Source organism: Azospirillum sp. RU38E (assembly GCF_900188385.1).
Taxonomy (GTDB): Bacteria; Pseudomonadota; Alphaproteobacteria; order Azospirillales; family Azospirillaceae; genus Niveispirillum.
Genome location: NZ_FZOI01000003.1, coordinates 1 through 19,113 on the forward strand (window position 1 = coordinate 1; position 19,113 = coordinate 19,113).

Below are 19,113 nucleotides of genomic sequence, written 5' to 3' on the forward strand. Positions count from 1 at the left end.
TGCCGTGACCTTCCCCTGCTTAACTCGAACCATCAAAACCTCCTTCAATCCCGAATTTTAGGTCAATGGCTCTCCACTTTTCCAGGGCAAGTCCAGCGGGCGAGAGCGAGCGGTCCTTGGGAACGAACGTCGCGATCGACGCCGGCCCGACCTCTTCGGCGGGGTTCGGCACCTTCTCGCCGTGCAGCTTCGCGAAGGCGAAGACCAGCTTCACGATGTCACGGACATGGACCGCCGTGGCCGGTGCTCCCCGCTTCTTCACCTTGTCACACATCGCCCGGAGATCCTCGGGCGTGATTTCCGTCAGCAGCCGATTGCGGAACGTCGGCAGGATGTCCCGCTCGTAGATCGAGCGGCGCATCGCGCGGGTGCTTTCTGCCATCCGGTGCTCTTGCAGCCAGCGTTCGCCAAACTCGCCGAAGCTCTTTGCTTCCTTGATGCGGCGCTTCTCGCGCTGCTTCTCCTGGGCTGGTGACCGCCCTTCCTGAATCGAACGCTGCGCGTCGATCAGCTTCTCCCGCGCACGGGCCAGAGAGAGGCCCGCCGGCCCGTATCGGCCGAGGGTCAAGGTCTCGCGTCGACCGTGCATACGGTAATCATAGCGGAACACGACGGCACCCGACGGGTTCACGACGACATACATACCGTCACGGTCAGAGACCTTATATAATTTGTCCTTTGGTTTCAGTGCCTTGATTGCCGCATCAGTAAGCATCGGCCCCCTCCTAGATCGTTCAAAAAACGCCAGAGAGCCCCTAAAAATACCGCCAGGCCAAAATCGACCAATCCTGACGGCACATTATCCTTTATTCTCAATGGAATAAGGTCAAAAAAATACCGTCACAAGCTCTCTAAGCCATGACGGTATATGCAAATCTGCGATGTCACAAGACGCCCCATACCGTCAGCGCCGCCGTCGATCGCGAGGCTTTCCCAGCGATTGACGGCGAAAGACAGCGGAGATAAAATTATTTATTTTCAATACGTTATGGTGCGAAATCGGCGGTTATCGGCGGCGTTTGGGTAGGCGCGAATTATTCCCACTCAATCGTGCCGGGCGGCTTGGACGTGATGTCGTAGGTCACCCGGTTGATGCCGCGCACCTCGTTGATGATGCGGGTGGCGACGCGGCCCAGGAAGCCATGGTCGAACGGATAATAATCCGCCGTCATGCCATCCACCGAGGTCACGGCGCGCAGCGCACAGGCGTAATCATAGGTGCGGCCATCGCCCATCACACCCACCGTGCGCACCGGCAGCAGCACGGCGAAGGCCTGCCAGATGGCGTCATAGAGGCCGGCATTGCGGATTTCTTCCAGATAGACCGTGTCCGCCTTGCGCAGAATCTCCAGCTTCTCCCGCGTGATCTCACCGGGGATGCGGATCGCCAGGCCAGGCCCTGGGAACGGGTGACGGCCGACGAAGCTGTGCGGCAGACCCAGTTCGCGGCCCAGTGCGCGCACCTCGTCCTTGAACAGTTCGCGCAGCGGTTCCACCAGTTTCAACTTCATGCGGTCGGGCAGACCGCCAACATTATGGTGCGACTTGATGGTGACGGACGGGCCGCCGGTGAAGGACACGCTTTCGATCACATCCGGGTAGAGCGTGCCCTGGGCCAGGAATTCCGCCCCGCCGATCTTGGCGGCCTCGGCATCGAACACCTCGATGAACAGGCGGCCGATAATCTTGCGCTTCTGTTCCGGATCAGAAACGCCTTCCAGCTGGCCCAGGAACATGTCGGACGCATCCACATGCACCAGCGGGATATTGTAATGGTCGCGGAACAGGGTGACCACCTGATCGGCCTCACCCGCGCGCATCAGGCCGGTATCGACGAAGATGCAGGTCAACTGGGTGCCGATCGCCTCATGGATCAGCACGGCGGCGACGGAGCTGTCCACCCCGCCGGACAGGCCGCAGATCACCTTGGAAGAACCCACCTGTTCGCGGATGCGGGCCACAGCTTCGGCCCGGAAGGCGGCCATGGTCCAGTCGCCCTTCAGGCCCGCCACCTTGAACAGGAAATTGCGGATCAGCGCATCGCCATGCGGGGTGTGATAGACCTCCGGGTGGAACTGCACGGCGTAGAAGCGGCGGGTATCATCGGCGATGATGGCATAGGGTGCGCCTTCCGACGTGGCGACGATGCGGAAACCTTCCGGCAGCTTCGTCACCCGGTCGCCATGGCTCATCCAAACCTGTTCGCGGGCGCCGACATGCCAAGGGCCGTCGAACAGAGCGCAATCATCCTGCACATCCACAAAGGCGCGGCCGAACTCGCGGGTATCGCCCGGTTCCACCTTGCCGCCCAGCTGTTCGCACATGGTCTGCTGACCATAGCAGATGCCGAACACCGGCACGCCCAGCGTCCACACAGCTTCGGGGGCGCGGGGGCTGCCGGCTTCCGTCACGCTGGCAGGGCCGCCGGACAGGATGATGGCGCGGGGGGCGAAGGCGCGGATACGCTCTTCCCCGGCGCTGAACGGGATGATTTCGCAATAGATGCCGGCTTCGCGCACGCGCCGGGCGATCAGCTGCGTCACCTGCGATCCGAAATCCAGGATCAGGACGCGATCGGGATGGGCGGCGATGTCGGGGGCGGCGGCGGCCATGGCGCATATTCCTGGCTAGTGTCGGAAAATGCGCCGCACCCTAACCGAGGGGGCGGGGTGCGACAAGCAAACGCCAAGCAGGGCAGCCCCCGCTTCAGGGCGCTTACTCCTTGGTGCTGATGGCCGTATAAGCGGGGGGTTTGCTGAATGTGATGGTCGGGTTTTCCCGCCGCAGCTTCTTGTCATTGGCGATCATCACCCGCCCGTCTTTGTCGGCCTTGATCTGCCGGCTGCCGGACGGCCCCGCCAGGGTGGCCGTGCAATCCACCCCGCAGAAGACCCGCAATGTCTGGGCCGAGGGTGCCACGAAGGACAGCATCCCCGCTTCCTTGCCGATCAGCTTGTCAAACTGGGCAAAGGCCGCCTGCACATCAGCATAGGTGAAACCACTGCCATCGGCCGGCAGCTTCATGCCCACCTGCACGCGGATTTTATAGTTCTTCTCCGACTGATTGAACTGGACCAGCGTATTGGTCTTCAGCCAGTCCGGCTGATAGGGAAGCTGGAAGGCATTATCGGCATCGACCGGAATATCCAGCACGCCATCCGGGCTGGCGATGCTGATCGTCACCGGCAGATTAAGCTGTTTGCCATCTTCGGCCCGGATAGAGGTACGCAGCGACAGCCGGTCCCGTTCCTTCAGGGAATAGAACTTGTCCAGCTGGTCGAACAATTCCTTGTAAGGCACCTGATGCACCGCCGTCTGGGCGATGGCAGGGCCGGCCAGCAGCGGTAACGCCAGGACCAGGGCGGCCAGCACAGGATTCCTCATCGCCTTATCCTCCTTGGATGATGTCACGTGACAGGGGCCAGCGGTTCCACCCGCACCTGCCCGCCTTCCGCGACCAGGACGCTGGCATCCGGCACCTCCGTCCAATGGCCGGGATCTTCATCCAGCGGTTCAGAGAGGACCAGCACCGAATCCCGTCCCCTTCCGTCCAGGCAGAGCTTGCCATCCTGGCAGCCTTCGACATGGCCTTGTGTCCAGTACAGGCTGGGGGAATGTTTGTCGCTGGACCAGCGCACGGCATAAAGCCGCTTGCCATCGCTGGCCGCCGCCGTCATGCGGAACGGTTCTTCCACCCCTTCGGCCCGCATCAGGCCCAGAATCTGGGCGATGGTGCGGGCAAAGGCGCCGGCCGGGTCTTCCATCAAGCCATTGCCCAGGGCCAGGAAGAAGAAGGCCTCGCTATCCGTCGATCCTTCACGGAACCGGTAAAGATCGCGGCGGATCAGCCCTTCCACATCCTGGCGCACCTGGGGCCAGCCACCGATCTGGCCATTATGCATGAACAGCCAGTCGCCATAACGGAACGGATGGCAATTCAGCCGCGAAGTGGCCGTACCAGTGGAGGCCCGCACATGGGCAAAGAACAGCGGCGAGCGGATTTGTTCGGCCAGGGATCGCAGATTGGCATCCGACCAGGCGGGCATCGTATCCCGGTAGAGGCCCGGCCGGGTCAGGTCGCCATACCAGCCCAGGCCAAACCCGTCGCCATTGATGGAAACGACACTACGCTGGGCGTGCAGCGACTGGCGGATCAGGGAATTGCGGGGCTGGAACAGCAATGTATCCATGGAAATCGGCACGCCCGCATAGGCTAACCAGCGACACATGAAAAGGGGACTCCAAAAGCCAACGGGCAACAGACTGGCCGGTTCTTGTGGCGGAACAAGGGCGGATAGCGGCAGGGCAGCGCATGGGGGGTACCCCCTCAGCCGATGGACCCACAGCCCCCACGCCCCCGTTTCAACAACATCCCGCCGCTGCACACAGCAGACATGGCGGGCCAACAACCGGTCTGGAGGACCACCATGAGCAAGGAAAACATCAAGGGCAAGCTCAACGAGGCGAAGGGTGAGATCAAGCAGGCCGTGGGCCGCGCCACCGACAATCCGCGTCTGGAAAATGAAGGCACCGCCGACAAGGTGAAGGGCAAGGCCCAGCAGGTGGCCGGCCATGCCAAGGATGCCGTCCGCGATATCACCCGCTGAGCCAGCAGGGGCCGGACCAATCATGCGCGAGACCATGACAGGTGCGGCCCGTGACCTGAGCAGTGCCCCCCCGCCGGACGGGGCCCCCGCGTCCGGCGGGCCGGTGGCCTTGCTGCGCCCCGGCGAAACCTGCTGGCGGCTGGAGCGGGCCGACCGGCTGGGTGTGATGATCGACGCACAGGATTATTTCCGCACCCTGAAACAGGCTTTGCAGGGTGCCCGCCATCAGGTGCTGTTGATCGCCTGGGATTTTGATACCCGCATCCGGCTGGAACCCGACCGGGACCAGCCCATACCGGCCAAGGCCCCGGATAAGCTGGGCCGTTTCCTGGCCTGGCTGATCCGGCGCAAACCGGGGCTGCAGGTCCATGTGCTGAAATGGCGGTTCAGTGGTCTCTGGGGTCTGATGCGGGGCATGACACCGCTCTGGGTCTTGAATCTGATGAGCGACCGGCGGCTGCATTACCGGGTGGCGTCTGACCATCCGCTGGGCGCCTGCCATCACCAGAAAATCGTTGTCATTGATGACCGCATCGCCTTTTGCGGCGGCATTGATGTGACGGCGGAGCGCTGGGACACGCGCGGCCATCTGGATGATGATCCGCGCCGCCGGGGCCCCGGCCCCAAACATTACGCACCCTATCATGACATGAGTGCCGCCGTGGATGGGGCCGCCGCCCGCGCGCTGGGCGATCTGGCCCGCCAGCGCTGGCTCCACGCCACCGGTGAACGGCTGCCGGCACCGCCGCCAGCCACAGCCGATGACCCGGACCCCTGGCCCCCCGGCCTGCTGCCCTTGTTGCGCCGGTCCCTGGTCGGCATCGCCCGCACCCAGCCCGCCTTCAACGGACAGGAAGAGGCGCATGAGGTGGAGCGGCTCTGGCTGGAGGCCATCCATGCCGCCCGACACTACATCTATATCGAGGCGCAATATGTCGCCTGTCGCCGCATCGGCCAGGCCCTGCTGGAACGGCTGGAGCAGCCGGACGGGCCGGAGATTGTCATCATCAACCCCACCATCGCCAATGGCTGGCTGGAGGAAGCGGCCATGGGCCGCGCGCGCGACCATATTCTGGGCGCGCTCTGCGCCGCCGACCCGGAAGGGGAGCGATTCGCCTGTTATGCGCCCGTCACGCCCAAAGGGGTGCGCATCTATGTTCATGCCAAGCTGCTGATCGTGGATGACAAGCTGCTGCGCATCGGTTCCTCCAACATGAATAACCGCTCCATGGGGGTGGATACGGAATGCGATCTGGCCGTGGCGCTGGGGGATGGGCCAGCGGATGCGGCGGGGCGGGCCCGGTTGCGGGAGATGCGCGACGGGCTGATCGCCGAACATGTGGGCATCTCCGTGCCGCTGGCCACGCGAACGATTGCCGAAAGAGGCGGCATGATCGCCGCCATCGAGTCCCTGCGCCAGGCCGGCGGCAAAACCCTGATCCCGATCCTCTGCCAGGAGGTGAATGCGGCGGAAACCTTCCTGGTGGAGCAGGAATTGCTGGACCCGGAGCGGCCGCGCTACCCGTTCCAATCCTTCTTTCACCGGCTGGATTGGGGCTGGGCCCGTCGCCGCAAGGCCCGCCGGCTGCGGCGGGCGGTAAAACCGATAAAATGATATAAACCGCATCCATGTTTTGACGGTCTGCCACACCGTTGTAACGCGCAAGGGTGCCGCGATTTACAGCCCGGGGGGTCGGGGTTATGGTGCGCCCGCCTTCGTGAAGGTTTGGCGACACTGTTCCGCAGGGGCGCCGCTCACCCCTCCCCCTCCACCCAATGACGGGCAGCACGACATGAAGCTGATCGCCGGTAACAGCAATCAGCCCTTGGCTGAAGCCATTTCCCAGTGCCTTGAGGTTCCGCTGACCAAGGCCACCATCCGGCGTTTTGCCGATAACGAGATCTTCGTTGAGATCAACGAGAATGTCCGCGGTGAGGATGTTTTCGTGATCCAGTCGACCTCGGCCCCGGCGAACGACCATCTGATGGAATTGCTGGTCACGATCGACGCGCTGCGCCGTGGCTCCGCCCGCCGTATCACGGCGGTGCTGCCCTATTACGGCTATGCCCGTCAGGACCGCAAGACCGGCCCCCGCACGCCGATTTCCGCCAAGCTGGTGGCCAATCTGGTGACGACAGCCGGTGCCAACCGCGTGCTGACGCTGGACCTTCATGCCGGCCAGATCCAGGGCTTCTTCGACATTCCGCTGGATAATCTGGTGGCCGGTGGCGTGTTCACCAAGGACATCCAGGACCGGATCAAGGATGGCAACCTGATGGTTGTCTCCCCCGACGTGGGTGGTGTGGTGCGCGCCCGCGCCATTGCCAGCCGCCTGAATGCCGATCTGGCCATCATCGACAAGCGCCGCGAACGTGCTGGCGTCTCGGAAGTGATGAATGTCATCGGTGACGTCAATGGCCGCGACTGCATCCTGATCGACGATATCGTCGACAGCGCCGGCACGCTGTGCAATGCCGCCGTGGCGCTGAAGGCCCGTGGCGCCACTTCTGTGCGTGCCTATGTCACCCATGGCGTGCTGTCCGGCGGTGCGGTTGACCGCGTTGCCAAGTCCCCGCTGGATGAGCTGGTGACCACTGACAGCATCGTGGCGACGGAAGCCGTGCGCAATGCGCCGAATATCCGTCAGCTCTCGATTGCCAATCTGATGGCCGACGCCATCGAGCGCATCAGCAATGAACGCTCGGTCTCCAGCCTGTTCGACTGATCGGACGGCCGGTAACGGTTAAAGAAAGGGGCGGCAGGCCGATATGGCTTGCCGCCCCTTTTTATTTGGCGTCGCACATCAAGGAAGGGGGCGGGCTTCCGGCCGCCCCCTTCCCGCCTCAATGGCTCTTTTCACCCGACTGGACGATCACCCCGTACCAGCCGAGCCCACGATAAGTTTCATAGCCCGGTGTCAGGGCGAAGCCCACCAGACGGCCATATTTGTCGACATAGTGGCCCATCGGTTTGCCACCGGTTTCCAGCGGGAATGTCTCCGTCAACTGCCCGCGGCCATCGGATGAAGCGATGACCCGGCCAGCGGCATCCACCAGCAGGCAGCGCGTATGGGCCTCCTCGCTGCGGTCCAGCCGCACGCCGGTGGTCACGGCACGGGCCTGCGGTTCCCAGTCGAAGAAAATACCCATGGCGCCGATGACATCGCCATCAACCGCGCCGTCACGGCGCACGGCGGTGGAATAGGTTGCCACCGTGCGGCCATCCAGGGCCGGGTTGGTGGTGACATCGACAACGGCGAAATCCGCCCCATCCTTGGTGGCCAGCGCCTGCCGGAACCAGGGCTCGTTGGCAACATTGGTGCCGATGGCATGGGGGAAACGGCGCGGCCGGCCGGTGGCAATCACCCGGCCGCTGCGGTCGGCCACCCACAGGTCCAGATAGACCGTGTAGCTGTCCAGAATCACCCCCAGGCGGGAACTGGCAAAGGCCGTCGCATCCGGCGTGGGGGCGGCGATGCAATCCACCACCGCCTTGTCGGTGGCCCACCAGCGCACGTCACAGGAACGTTCGTAAAGATTCCGATCGATGATCTCGATCATGTTCAGCGCCAGATCGGCCAGACGCTGGCCCCGGAAGCGAACCATCAGGTCTTCGCCCACGGTGGCCATACGGTCCACCAACTGGCCGATCTCGCTCCGCAGCTCGCTGGCCACGACACTGACCTGGCGGGAGATGGAATTCACCTCATTCGCCACCACGGCAAAGCCACGCCCGGCATCCCCGGCGCGGCCGGCCTCGATCAGCGCGTTGAAGGCCAGCATCTTGGTGGTACGGTTGATATCTTCGATGGCGGAGACCTTCTGGCTCGCCACATCCAGCACGTTCCTCGTCAGATCGATAAGGCTGTTATCCATGAGCCGCCTCTTATGTGCACCGCAACAGCGTGTTTTTCTAAAGAGCAAAAACCGTGCCTGTTACGGGCTACCCGTTAACCTATTGACAAGATTTGACATTAAATAAATGACCGGACGATAGATAATTTCGCATATGCCGCATGAAACAGCAGGAAATAGCCTGCTGCCTTGTAATTAAGCTGTCTTAAATGAAACAAAGTCTGAACATCGCTGTATCTGGCAAGAACAGGCCCCCGACACTGGCCGGGCGCGGTTCCAGGCCCAACACACGTTGATGTGTGACGCCGCGCTTGGCTCTGCGCGCAGCAAAAAGGGCGGTGCCACTGGCACCGCCCTGTTCACAACTGACCAAAAAACAGGCTGATCAAATCAGCGGCAGAAGGGCGGCAGCGGCTGCGCGCCGGCGGCCTGTTCCATCACACCCGCGACCCGCAGCAGCGTCACCTCGTCAAAGGGGCGACCCAGGATCTGCAGACCCAGCGGCAGACCATCCGCAGCCAAGCCCGCCGGCACGGAGATGCCCGGCAGCCCGGCCAAGCTGGCCGGTACCGTGAACACGTCGTTCAGGTACATGGAAATCGGGTCATCCTGCTTTTCGCCGATGGCGAAGGCCGTGCTGGGGGCCGTCGGCGTCAGGATCACGTCACACTGCTCGTAAGCCTTGGCAAAGTCTTCAGCAATGCGGGCGCGGACCTTCTGCGCCTTCAGGTAATAGGCATCATAATAGCCGGCCGACAGCACATAGGTGCCGATCATGATACGGCGGCGCACTTCCTTGCCGAAGCCTTCACCGCGCGTATTCTCATACATCTCCTTCAGATCCTTGCCCTCAACGCGCAGGCCGAAGCGCACGCCGTCATACCGGGCGAGGTTGGAGGAGCATTCCGCCGGGGCCACCACATAGTAGGTGGCCAGCGCATATTTCGTGTGCGGCAGGCTGATTTCTACCGGCACGGCACCGGCTGCCTTCAGCCATTCGATACCCTGCTGCCAGACGCGCTCAATCTCCGCCGGCATCCCCTCCACCCGGTATTCCTTGGGAATACCGACGCGCAGGCCACGGATATCGCCGGTCAAGGCTGCCTGGAAATCAGGCACCGGCATATCGACAGACGTGCTGTCCTTGGGGTCGAATCCGGCCATGCTCTGCAGCATAATGGCGGCATCGCGCACCGTGCGGGTCATCGGGCCGGCCTGATCCAGCGAGCTGGCAAAGGCGATGGTGCCCCAGCGGGAGCAGCGGCCATAGGTCGGCTTCAACCCGACAATACCGGTGAAGCTGGCCGGCTGGCGGATGGAACCGCCGGTATCCGTGCCGGTGGCAGCAATGGCGAAACGGCCGGAAACCGAGGCCGCCGAACCGCCCGACGAGCCACCGGGCACCAGCTTGCGGTCGGCTGCCGCCGGGTCTTTCCCGGTCCAGGGGTTCAGCACCGGGCCGTAATAGCTGGTGATATTGGCCGAACCCATGGCGAATTCGTCCAGGTTCAGCTTGCCCAGCATCACCGCACCATCGCGGAACAGATTCGCGGTGATGGTGCTTTCATAGGCCGGCTTGAAGCCGTCCAGAATGTGGCTGGCCGCCGTGGTCAGCACACCCTTGGTGCAGAACAGATCCTTGATGCCCAGCGGCATCCCGTCCATCGGGCCGTTGGTGCCAGCGGCATAGCGCGCGTCGGATGCCTTGGCCTGGTCGAGCGCGATCTCCGGCGTCTCCGTGATGAAGGCGTTCAGCGGGCGGGCCGCTTCCACTGCCTTCACATAGGCCTCGGTCAGTTCGACCGCGGTGAATTCCTTCTTCTTCAGCCCGTCCAGGGCTTCCGACATGGAAAGATGGGTCAGATTGGTCATTATTCGACGACCTTGGGCACGGAGAAGAAATGTTCGGCGGCGTCGGTGGCGTTCAGCACCACGGCGTCGGGATAGCCCCCATCGGTCACCTGATCGGGCCGGCGGCGCAGGGTTTGGGCGGCAACGGAGGTCATCGGCTCGACACCATCGGTGTCAACCTCGCCCAACTGCTCGACCCAGCCGAGCAGTTTGTTCAGTTCATCCGCCAGATGCGCCTGTTCCTCTTCCGGCACCTTGATGCGGGCGAGGTGGGCGATCTTTGCCACGGTCTTGGCGTCCAGGGTGGCCTTGTCCTGCGACATGGTGCTAAATCTCGTCATAGCTGCGGGCGTCTTGCCCCGGCCGCCCCCATCAGGAAACCGATGATGCGGGCGCGAAAGCGGTTTGGAAGCTAGCACCACGTCATGGCAATCCGCAACCTTGAGGAACTGAAACCCGCAATGCCCCGTCACGCACGGCTGATGGGGCTGGATATCGGGGAGAAGACCATTGGTCTGTCCGTCTGCGATCCGGGCTTCAGCGTCGCATCGCCCATCGGCACCATCCGCCGCACCAAATTCACCCAGGATGTGCAGGAACTGGCCCGCGCCATGAAAGACCGCGACGTGCGCGGCCTGGTGATCGGCCTGCCGGTCAATATGGACGGGACAGAGGGGCCGCGCTGTCAGTCGGTGCGGGAATTCGCCCGCCAGATTCTGATGCGCCCGCAAATGTTCGCCCAGGGCGAACCGGAAATCGCCTTCTGGGACGAACGGCTTTCCACCAGTGCGGTGGAGCGCATGATGATCGAATGGGACATGACCCGCAAAAGACGGGACGAGGTGGTGGACAAGATGGCCGCCGCCTACATCCTGCAAGGTGCCCTGGATTTCATGAAGCGGGCGGAGCAGGACGCGGCGGGAGACGAAGAGGATGAAGCTGAGGGGGAAGATCGCTGACCCGCCTTCGGCCATCTTGACAAGGAAGCGGATGCCGTTAGGACCTCTGAGGGTCTGTCCAAGAGCTTTTACTTCTTTTCCAATCTCTTAACCGTCATTCCCGCGAAGGCGGGAATCCAAAATCCGCGCTGTCGTATGGATTCCCGCCTTCGCGGGAATGACGGTGGAAAAAGGGCAAGGTTTCGAAAGGCAAGATAACTTTCCGGACAGACACTCAGAGGCTGAAATGCTGCACTACACCGATTGCGGTCTGGAAAATATCTATCTGGCCAATGGCTATCAGGTGATGGAGACACCGTATGGCAAGGCGGTGTCGGTAGAGAACGCCCGTGAATTGCACCAGCGCATCGGTTGCGATCTGGTCAATGGGATGCCGCATCTGTCAGGTCGGCAGTTCCGATTCCTGCGCGCCGTGATGGATATGACGCAGGCTGAACTGGCCCGCCCTTTCGGCAATGATGTGCAGACAATTGCCCGCTGGGAGAAACTGTCGCGCGTGCCGAAGCTGGCAAACCAGTTGATTCGCCAGATTTACCTGGAACATGTGGGCGAAAAGCCCAGCTATACCGAAACGGTGGAGCGGGTGCTGTCGCTGCCCGCTGCCAAGCCCCGGCTGCAATACCGCGATGCCGGGGCGGGTCTGTGGCAACAGGATATCGTGGCGGCCTGACCGGGTCAGGCCGCGCGCGGCAGCCCGCCGGGGTCCAGCATCATGGTCAGCGCCGTGCTGCCGCGATCCATGGCTTCCAGGGTCAGGGAGAAGGCATCGGCGGGCGGCAGGTCAAAGTCACACACCACCTCGCCGCAATCAAACGTGACGCGGGCATCCAGCCGGCCGGCGATGCGCAGCATCCGGTGATTATCGCCCAGGCAGAACAGCATCATCCGGCCCATGCCGCGATTGCGGGCCAGCACCATGGCCCGGCGCACCATGGTGCTGCCAATACCCTGTCCCTGCCAGTCGGGTTCAATGGTGATGGCCAGTTCAGCCCGTTCGCCACGCGACGGGTCGCGGCGCAGCTCCACAGCGGCGCGGACTTCACCACCGATCAAGGCAACCAGGATGGTGGCATGGGCCCAATCGATGCCATCCACATAGGCACGCACCGCATCATCCGACATGCCGCCCATGAATCGGGCCCGGCGATCCCCGCGCGGCAGGCGCAGCAGGTGGTCGGCGTAACGCCCGGCCTCAGCCGGCAGAAGGGTGCGGAAAACGGTCATGGCAGGAACATCCAACGTCATGAAAGGCAAAAGGTTAAAACCCGAACGCCCCATATGCTGACGCAACCATCCCTACCGGTATCTGCCCACGCAAGGCGGCACCTGTTCTTGTGCGCTGCAATATAAACCTGTGACGCGATGATGCAATAAGGCCAAGCCTCCCCCAGCCATGCCGTTCCTGCATTGCGTCCGGCGTATCGCGCGTTATCCTGTAACGGACAATCCAAAGGCAGAACGATCATGAGCATCTGGGGCAAGGTCATTGGCGGTGCGGCAGGGTTCGCCATCGGCGGGCCGCTGGGTGGCTTGATCGGCGCCGTGGCGGGCCACGCCGTGGACGAATTGCGCAGCGTGGAGCTGCCCGACGGACCGGATGGCAAACCCGACCAGACGCAAAGTATCGCCTTTACCGTCGGCGTCATCGTGCTGGGGGCCAAGATGGCCAAGGCCGATGGCGTGGTCTGCCGAATGGAGATCAATGCGTTCCGCGAGGTCTTCAAGGTACCGGAGGCGGAGCTGCGCAATGTCGGCCGCCTGTTCGACATTGCCAAGCGCGACAGCGCCGGCTTTGAAACCTATGCACGGCAGTTGGCCGGCATGTTCAAGGATCGGCGCGCCGTGCTGGAGGAATTGCTGGGCGGCCTGTTCCATATCGCCGTTGCCGATGGCGTGGTGCATGAGGCCGAACTGACCTTCCTGCGCCGGGTGTCGGAGATTTTCGGCTTCCCGCCGGCGGAGTTTGAGCAAATCCGCCGCATCCATGGCGGTACCGCCGCCGGCTATGGCGACCCGCTGGATGATCCCTATGCCGTGCTGGGCGTGCCGGCGGGGGCGGATTTCCCCACGGTGAAGGCAGCCTATCGCCGCCTGGCGCGGGAAAACCACCCGGACCGGCTGGTGGCCGACGGGATGCCGCAGGAATTCATCGATCTGGCCCAGGAAAAGATGTCAGCCATCAATGCCGCCTATGACCGGATCGAGAAGGCGGCGCGGGAAAGGGTTTAATCCCCTTCCCTGCCCCTGGCATTGCCAGTAGAACGGGGCCAGAAACCCGTTCCAGGAAGTCTTGTCCCCATGGCCCCCAATAATCCCGCCCTTGTCGGCCTTGCCGGCGCGTCTGTCCATATGGGCGCCACCGTGCTGTTCGAGAATATCGACGTCGCCGTCTCGCGGGGGGAGAAGATCTGTCTGGTCGGCCGCAATGGCAGCGGCAAATCCACCCTGATGAAGGCGCTGGCCGGCATCATCGATGTCGACAAGGGCGAACGCTTCATCCAGCCCGGCGCACGGGTGGCCCATCTGGCGCAGGAACCGGATTTCACCGGCTTTGCCACGGTGGCCGAGTTCGTGGCCGGCGGGCAGGAGGAACCGGCCCTCTATCGCGTGGAAGCGGTGCTGGAGGCGCTGGACCTGCCGGGTGATCGGGCCTGCGCCACCCTGTCGGGCGGGGAATCGCGCCGGGCCGCACTCGCCCGCGCGCTAGTCGATCAGCCGGACGTGCTGCTGCTGGACGAGCCGACCAACCATCTGGATATCCCCACCATCCTGTGGCTGGAAAAGGAATTGCAGCAGTTCCGTGGTGCTTTGCTGCTGATTTCCCACGACCGCGCCTTCCTGGCCAACCTGTCCAAGCGCATCCTGTGGCTGGATCGCGGCGTGCTGCGCACCACCGAGCAATCCTTCTCCCAGTTTGAAACCTGGCGGGATGAGATCTATCGGGAAGAGGAAGCGACATATCACAAGCTGGACCGCAAGATTCAGGCGGAACTGAAATGGATGTGGGAAGGCGGCATTTCCGGCCGCCGCACCCGCAATATGGGCCGTGTGCGCCGGTTGCAGGGGATGCGCCAGGAACGCGCTGACCGCATCAAATCCCGTCAGGTCAATCTGGGCATTGCGGAGGGGGATGTTTCCGGCAAGCTGGTGATCGAGGCGGAGGGCATTTCCAAATCCTTCCACGGCCAGGCGGGCGAACGGGTGATCTGCCGCGATTTCTCCACCCGCATCCTGCGCGGGGACAAGGTGGGGCTGATCGGCCCCAACGGCGCCGGCAAATCCACCATCCTGAAAATGCTGACCGGCGAACTGGCACCCGACAGCGGCAATGTGAAGCTGGGCACCAACCTGCAGACCATCATTTTCGACCAGCGCCGCGCCCAGCTGGACCCCAATGCCACGCTGAAACAGGTGCTGCTGCCCGAAGGCGGGGACAATATCTGGGTCGGCGGCAAGCCGCGCCATATTGCCAGCTATATGAAGGACTTCCTGTTCGACCCCTCCATGATGGACCAGCCGGTGCGCGTGATGTCGGGTGGGGAGCGCAACCGGCTGCTGCTGGCCAAGCTGTTTGCCCAGCCCAGCAACCTGATGGTGCTGGACGAGCCGACCAACGATCTGGACATGGACACGCTGGACCTGCTGGAAGAGGTGCTGGCCGATTATGAAGGCACCCTGCTGCTGGTCAGCCACGACCGTGACTTCCTGGACCGGCTGGTCACCAGCACCATTGCCGTGGAAGGCGATGGCGATGTGGCCGAATATGCCGGCGGTTACAGCGACTATCTGATACAGCGCAAGGAGCGGGAGCCGGAAGCGGCCAAAACCGCCGCCAAGCCCAGCGCCCCCGCCCAGGCCACAGCGCCGAAGGCCAAGAAAAAGCTCTCCTTCAAGGAGAACCGGGAGCTGGAGGAATTGCCGGGCCGGATCGACGCGCTGGAAAAGAAGATCAGGCAGCTGGAAACCAAGCTGGCCGATCCCGCCTTTTACAGCAAGGATGCCAAGGGTTTCGCCAAGACAACCGATGATATCGGCACGGCCCAGGTCGAACTGGCCGCCGCCGAGGAACGCTGGCTGGAACTGGAAGCCCTGCGGGAAGAGCTGGAAGGGTAAGCAAAGCGTTGATAGACCATAAAAAAGGCCGGGTCCAACGCCCGGCCTTTTCTTAATTTACCTGATCAATCCAGGAAGTAGCGGTCCAGCGCCTTCAGATCGGCATCCAGCTCATAAACGATGGGCTTGCCGGTGGGGATTTCGAACTGAACGATATCCTCATCGCTCATGTCGGACAGGTACTTCACCAGACCGCGCAGGGAGTTGCCGTGCGCGGCGATCAGCACGCGCTGGCCGGCCTTCACCTGCGGCGCCACGACATGCACCCAATAGGGCACCACGCGGGCCACGCAATCCTTCAGGCTTTCCGTGCGCGGCAGGTGCGCCTTGGGCATCCCGGCATAGCGCGCATCGCCATCGGGCAGGCGCTCATCGCCTTCCTCCAGGGCCGGCGGGGCAATGTCATAAGAACGGCGCCAGATCTTGACCTGATCGGCGCCATGCTTGGCCGCCGTCTCCGTCTTGTTCAGGCCCTGCAGGCCGCCATAGTGACGCTCATTCAGGCGCCAGTTCTTGTGCTGCGGCAGCCACAGGCGATCCATGGCTTCCAGGGCCAGGTTGCTGGTCTTGATGGCGCGCTTCAGCACGGAGGTGTGGCAGCAATCAAAATCGAAGCCAGACGCCTTCAGCTTTTCGCCGGCCTGACGGGCCTCTTCCACGCCCTGGGGCGACAGGTCCACATCGGTCCAGCCGGTGAACAGGTCCATCTGGTTCCAGACGCTCTGGCCATGGCGGATCAGGACTAGCTTCGTCATCTCCCACTTCCTTCAAAAAGTTCCGGCTTGCGGGGGCCGGGTTGGCGAATAGTGCATAGCAAGCGCGGTCCTACCACAGCGGCCAGAGCCGTACCAGCCGCAAGGGCTCTAGCCCGCCGCCAGCAGCCAGTCCCGCAGCGGCTGCCAGAGTTTTTCCTTCGCCCCGCCGCTGACCACCATGCCGATATGGCCCAGTGGCGGATGCCAGGCGGTGGCACCGGGGATCGACCGGGCCAGCGCATCGGCAGCGGCCGGCGGCACGATGCGGTCACGCGCCGGCACCACCACCAGCGCCGGCTTGCGCCATGCCTCTGGCCGCACTGGCGCGCCGGCCACCTGCCATTCACCCCGCCCCGGCGTGTTGCTGCCGTACCAGTCACCCAGACATTCCCGCGCGATGGCGGCCGGCAGGGTGACGCCGTCATTCAGCCAATCTTCCAGCGCCACGAAATCATCGGCCGCATCGCTGGCCAGATCCATCTCGGCAAAGCGGCTGAATTTCTTCAGGGCCAGCAGCGGGTCCAGCGTGGCAAAGAAAAGCTGCACGGCATCGACCGGCAATTCCCCCAGCAGGTGCAGCGTCGGCTCAAAAGGCGGCAACAGGGTCGCCACCCGGCGGGCACCCGCCGCATCATCGGCATGGAAGTCCCAGGGCGTGGCGAGTGCCACATAGGCCGACACCTGATCGGGCCGGCGCAAGGCCGCCGCCAGGGCCAGCAGCCCGCCCATGCAATAGCCGGCCAGCACCACCGGCCCGCCCACCTGGGCCACCACATGGTTCAGCGCCCGGCTCAGCCGGCCGGCGATGATATCGGTCAGGGTGAAGGGCCGCTCCAGCGCCCCCGGCTGGCCCCATTCCAGCAGGAAGGGGCGCAGCCCCTGCCCTGCCAGCCAGCGCAGCAGGCTTTTCCGGTGCGACAGGTCCAGGATATAGCCGCGATTGACCAGGGAGGGCACGAACAGCACCGGCCGACCCTGGCCGCCAAAATCCAGCAGCCGGGTCGCCCCTTCCCGCCAGATGGTCGGCGCATCCGCCACATCGCGCTGATAGGGGTGCCGGCGATAGCGTTCCAGCCCGGTCATGAAGCGGTCGATTCGCCGCCGCATCTCCCGGTCGACCGCCGCCGGCAGCAGGGCCAGCGGGTCAGGCGGTGGGTTTGGTCCGGGGGGTACGCCGGGGGGCTGCTTTTTTTCGCGGAGCCGGGCGATCAGCGCCATCAGTTCCGCCGCCTGCGGGCGCAGGCTGGGATGCCAGGGCGGCGAGCTGTTGTTCAAGAGCGGCAATCCGGCCGCCGAGCTCAGCAAGATCGTCAGCCCCATCCCCAGATGCAGGCCCAGCGGGCGCGGCCCCTGCCGCAGGGGCCCGCTCCCCATTTCCCGGCTGTCGCGCACCCGTTCCCCCCTTACTGGCCTCTGCTTTCGTCTCAGCCGTGCCGTTCGGCCACAGGCCGGCCATCATATCCGCCCAAGGATTGCGTTCCCCCTTGCCGCCGCCGAAACCGGGCGGCATGGACAGGAACGGGTTCAGCATCAGGGCCGACTGGCTGACCGCCTGCATGGTGCGCGCCACGCTGTCCGCCATGGTGGGGTCGCTGCACAGCGCCGCCCATTGTTCCTGCCACAGGTCCAGGTATCGCCGGGCCAGATCGTCCAGCGATGGCGGTTCGGCCTCACGCATTGATGCCTCCTCTCCTTATCCGCAGCATGGGCGGGAAACATACAATAACGCGCTTCGCCGGCTGATCTGAAACAATTGTTTCGCCTGGATCGTTGTGGCGTTGCGGAACGCTTGCGCTGCGACCGCGCAATGACGTACTCCTAGTGATAACAAATCGGTGTTCGAACGGGAGGGTGCGACGGCAAATGGCTGACAAAGAAGAGGCTAAGCCCGCGCCGGTGACGATCAAGAAGTACGCCAACCGCCGGCTGTACAACACCGCCACCAGCAGCTATGTCACGCTTGATCATCTGTGCCAGATGGTCAAGGACGGAACGGATTTCGTCGTCTATGACGCCAAGACGGGGGATGATATCACCCGCTCGGTGCTGACGCAGATCATCGTGGAAGAGGAATCGAAGGGCCAGAATCTGCTGCCCATTCCATTCCTGCGCCAGTTGATCAGCTTCTATGGCGACAATATGCAATGGCTGGTGCCCCGCTATCTTGAACATTCCATGAAGTCCTTCACGGGCAATCAGGACAAGATGCGGGAATATTTCCAGACCACCTTCGGCAGCATTTTCCCGTTCGGCGGTTTTGAGGAGATGAGCAAGCAGAACATCGCCCTGTTCGAACGGGCGATGCGCATGTTCAGCCCCTTCAACGGCGAAGGCGGTGCGATGGATGCCAGCGGCACGCCGATGGCCGCCTCGGGCGACACGCCGAAGCCGAAGGCCGATGATAAATTCTCCGAACTGCAAAAGCGGCTGGATGAGCTGCAGAGCCAGATGGAAAGCCTGACCCGCCGCAAGGAATGAGCTTGCGGCTGATGTCGGCGGGGCTGCCCCGGCAATCCCACCGCCCCAGAACAGCGGATCAACCGCTGAACCGAGAGCACCCGCCCCTGCCAGGGCGGGTGTTTTGTTTCGGGGCTGTGACGAAATGGGGACAAAGCGGCTGCCCCCGTTTCGTCACGGGATCAGCGGGCGGAACCATGCGTTGATGGGGGCATGACATATCACCTGCCCATCGGCCGGCCCCGTCCGGCCCGACCGACCCGCCTCCTGCCGGAAGACAGGCTGGAGGCAGGCCCCATCCTTGACGCGGAATGGTGGGAAGACGAGCCCGCCGCCGTGATCGAGCCCCTGCCACCCCAACGCGCCCAGCGGCATCGCCCGCCGGATCGCGCCGGCCACCAACTGGCCTGCACAGCCTATCGTCAGGCGGCGCATTTCTACGCGTGATCATCCGATGAAAGCAAAAAAGGCGGCAGCCCACCCGGACTGCCGCCTTTTTTATACCCAGCCCCAAGG

19 protein-coding genes and 1 pseudogene are annotated in these 19,113 nt (G+C 63.4%); 10 read left to right on the forward strand and 10 right to left on the reverse strand.

Going from position 1 to position 19,113, the window contains the following annotated elements; genetic code table 11:
* Nucleotides 1–82: 82 nt before the first annotated feature.
* From CHB97_RS07330 to CHB97_RS07345, 4 genes and pseudogenes are all read right to left on the reverse strand, one after another.
* Nucleotides 83–715, reverse strand: a pseudogene (locus CHB97_RS07330) (tyrosine-type recombinase/integrase); the annotation flags it as partial.
* A 319-nt stretch (nucleotides 716–1,034) separates the two neighbouring features.
* Nucleotides 1,035–2,612, reverse strand: coding sequence for a glutamine-hydrolyzing GMP synthase (guaA, locus tag CHB97_RS07335; protein WP_089287331.1), 1,578 nt, complete (start codon nucleotides 2,610–2,612; stop codon nucleotides 1,035–1,037).
* 103 nt (nucleotides 2,613–2,715) lie between these two features.
* Nucleotides 2,716–3,384 (reverse strand): DUF2987 domain-containing protein, encoded by a 669-nt coding sequence (locus CHB97_RS07340; RefSeq protein WP_089287332.1) that lies wholly within the window; start codon nucleotides 3,382–3,384, stop codon nucleotides 2,716–2,718.
* A gap of 23 nt (nucleotides 3,385–3,407) precedes the next feature.
* Entirely contained in the window at nucleotides 3,408–4,229 is an 822-nt protein-coding gene (locus CHB97_RS07345) for a class II glutamine amidotransferase (protein WP_089287333.1), read from the reverse strand.
* A 198-nt stretch (nucleotides 4,230–4,427) separates the two neighbouring features.
* On the opposite strand from CHB97_RS07345, the gene CHB97_RS07350 reads away from it, so the two are divergent.
* The 3 genes from CHB97_RS07350 to CHB97_RS07360 all read left to right on the forward strand — a co-directional run bounded on the left by CHB97_RS07350 (nucleotide 4,428) and on the right by CHB97_RS07360 (nucleotide 7,333).
* The gene (locus tag CHB97_RS07350) at nucleotides 4,428–4,607 is read left to right on the forward strand and encodes a CsbD family protein (RefSeq protein ID WP_089287334.1); all 180 of its coding nucleotides are present in this window, start codon (nucleotides 4,428–4,430) and stop codon (nucleotides 4,605–4,607) included.
* Nucleotides 4,608–4,629: 22 nt separating this feature from the next.
* Nucleotides 4,630–6,222: a phospholipase D-like domain-containing protein gene (locus CHB97_RS07355; RefSeq protein ID WP_244559448.1), complete on the forward strand. Its 1,593-nt coding sequence runs from the start codon at nucleotides 4,630–4,632 to the stop codon at nucleotides 6,220–6,222.
* Between the two features lie 178 nt (nucleotides 6,223–6,400).
* On the forward strand, nucleotides 6,401–7,333 hold the full coding sequence (locus CHB97_RS07360; protein WP_089287335.1) for a ribose-phosphate pyrophosphokinase: 933 nt from the start codon (nucleotides 6,401–6,403) through the stop codon (nucleotides 7,331–7,333).
* A gap of 118 nt (nucleotides 7,334–7,451) precedes the next feature.
* Here CHB97_RS07360 and CHB97_RS07365 read toward each other — a convergent pair whose 3' ends face one another.
* The 3 genes from CHB97_RS07365 to gatC form a co-directional block, all read right to left on the reverse strand.
* Entirely contained in the window at nucleotides 7,452–8,483 is a 1,032-nt protein-coding gene (locus CHB97_RS07365; RefSeq protein WP_089287336.1) for a methyl-accepting chemotaxis protein, read from the reverse strand.
* A gap of 369 nt (nucleotides 8,484–8,852) precedes the next feature.
* A complete protein-coding gene (gatA, locus tag CHB97_RS07370; RefSeq protein WP_089287337.1) occupies nucleotides 8,853–10,334 on the reverse strand; it encodes an Asp-tRNA(Asn)/Glu-tRNA(Gln) amidotransferase subunit GatA in 1,482 nt (493 codons plus the stop codon).
* A complete protein-coding gene (gene gatC, locus CHB97_RS07375; RefSeq protein WP_089287338.1) occupies nucleotides 10,334–10,636 on the reverse strand; it encodes an Asp-tRNA(Asn)/Glu-tRNA(Gln) amidotransferase subunit GatC in 303 nt (100 codons plus the stop codon). The genes gatA and gatC overlap by 1 nt, the downstream gene beginning before the upstream one ends.
* 102 nt (nucleotides 10,637–10,738) lie before the next feature.
* Here gatC and ruvX point away from each other — a divergent pair, with 102 nt between their 5' ends.
* Nucleotides 10,739–11,272: a Holliday junction resolvase RuvX gene (ruvX, locus tag CHB97_RS07380; RefSeq protein ID WP_089287339.1), complete on the forward strand. Its 534-nt coding sequence runs from the start codon at nucleotides 10,739–10,741 to the stop codon at nucleotides 11,270–11,272.
* Nucleotides 11,273–11,498: 226 nt separating this feature from the next.
* Nucleotides 11,499–11,942 (forward strand): DNA-binding transcriptional regulator, encoded by a 444-nt coding sequence (locus CHB97_RS07385; protein WP_089287340.1) that lies wholly within the window; start codon nucleotides 11,499–11,501, stop codon nucleotides 11,940–11,942.
* 5 nt (nucleotides 11,943–11,947) lie between these two features.
* On the opposite strand, the gene CHB97_RS07390 is transcribed toward CHB97_RS07385, so the two are convergent.
* Complete coding sequence (locus tag CHB97_RS07390; RefSeq protein ID WP_160105649.1) at nucleotides 11,948–12,496, reverse strand: GNAT family N-acetyltransferase; 549 nt, start codon at nucleotides 12,494–12,496, stop codon at nucleotides 11,948–11,950.
* 240 nt (nucleotides 12,497–12,736) lie between these two features.
* Between CHB97_RS07390 and CHB97_RS07395 the strand changes: the two genes are divergently transcribed.
* Both CHB97_RS07395 and CHB97_RS07400 read left to right on the forward strand, forming a co-directional pair.
* On the forward strand, nucleotides 12,737–13,501 hold the full coding sequence (locus CHB97_RS07395; protein WP_089287342.1) for a TerB family tellurite resistance protein: 765 nt from the start codon (nucleotides 12,737–12,739) through the stop codon (nucleotides 13,499–13,501).
* A 69-nt stretch (nucleotides 13,502–13,570) separates the two neighbouring features.
* Entirely contained in the window at nucleotides 13,571–15,385 is a 1,815-nt protein-coding gene (locus tag CHB97_RS07400) for an ATP-binding cassette domain-containing protein (protein WP_089287343.1), read from the forward strand.
* A gap of 65 nt (nucleotides 15,386–15,450) precedes the next feature.
* On the opposite strand, the gene gpmA is transcribed toward CHB97_RS07400, so the two are convergent.
* Complete coding sequence (gene gpmA, locus CHB97_RS07405) at nucleotides 15,451–16,140, reverse strand: 2,3-diphosphoglycerate-dependent phosphoglycerate mutase (RefSeq protein WP_089287344.1); 690 nt, start codon at nucleotides 16,138–16,140, stop codon at nucleotides 15,451–15,453.
* 108 nt (nucleotides 16,141–16,248) lie between these two features.
* The gene (locus tag CHB97_RS07410) at nucleotides 16,249–17,532 is read right to left on the reverse strand and encodes an alpha/beta fold hydrolase (protein WP_244559449.1); all 1,284 of its coding nucleotides are present in this window, start codon (nucleotides 17,530–17,532) and stop codon (nucleotides 16,249–16,251) included.
* Between the two features lie 92 nt (nucleotides 17,533–17,624).
* Here CHB97_RS07410 and CHB97_RS07415 point away from each other — a divergent pair, with 92 nt between their 5' ends.
* The 3 genes from CHB97_RS07415 (at nucleotide 17,625) to CHB97_RS25820 (ending at nucleotide 19,044) form a co-directional block, all read left to right on the forward strand.
* Complete coding sequence (locus CHB97_RS07415; protein ID WP_089287345.1) at nucleotides 17,625–17,888, forward strand: hypothetical protein; 264 nt, start codon at nucleotides 17,625–17,627, stop codon at nucleotides 17,886–17,888.
* 115 nt (nucleotides 17,889–18,003) lie between these two features.
* A complete protein-coding gene (gene phaR / locus CHB97_RS07420; RefSeq protein WP_089287346.1) occupies nucleotides 18,004–18,618 on the forward strand; it encodes a polyhydroxyalkanoate synthesis repressor PhaR in 615 nt (204 codons plus the stop codon).
* 192 nt (nucleotides 18,619–18,810) lie between these two features.
* Nucleotides 18,811–19,044 (forward strand): hypothetical protein, encoded by a 234-nt coding sequence (locus CHB97_RS25820; protein WP_143270767.1) that lies wholly within the window; start codon nucleotides 18,811–18,813, stop codon nucleotides 19,042–19,044.
* The last annotated feature ends 69 nt before the right edge of the window (nucleotides 19,045–19,113 follow it).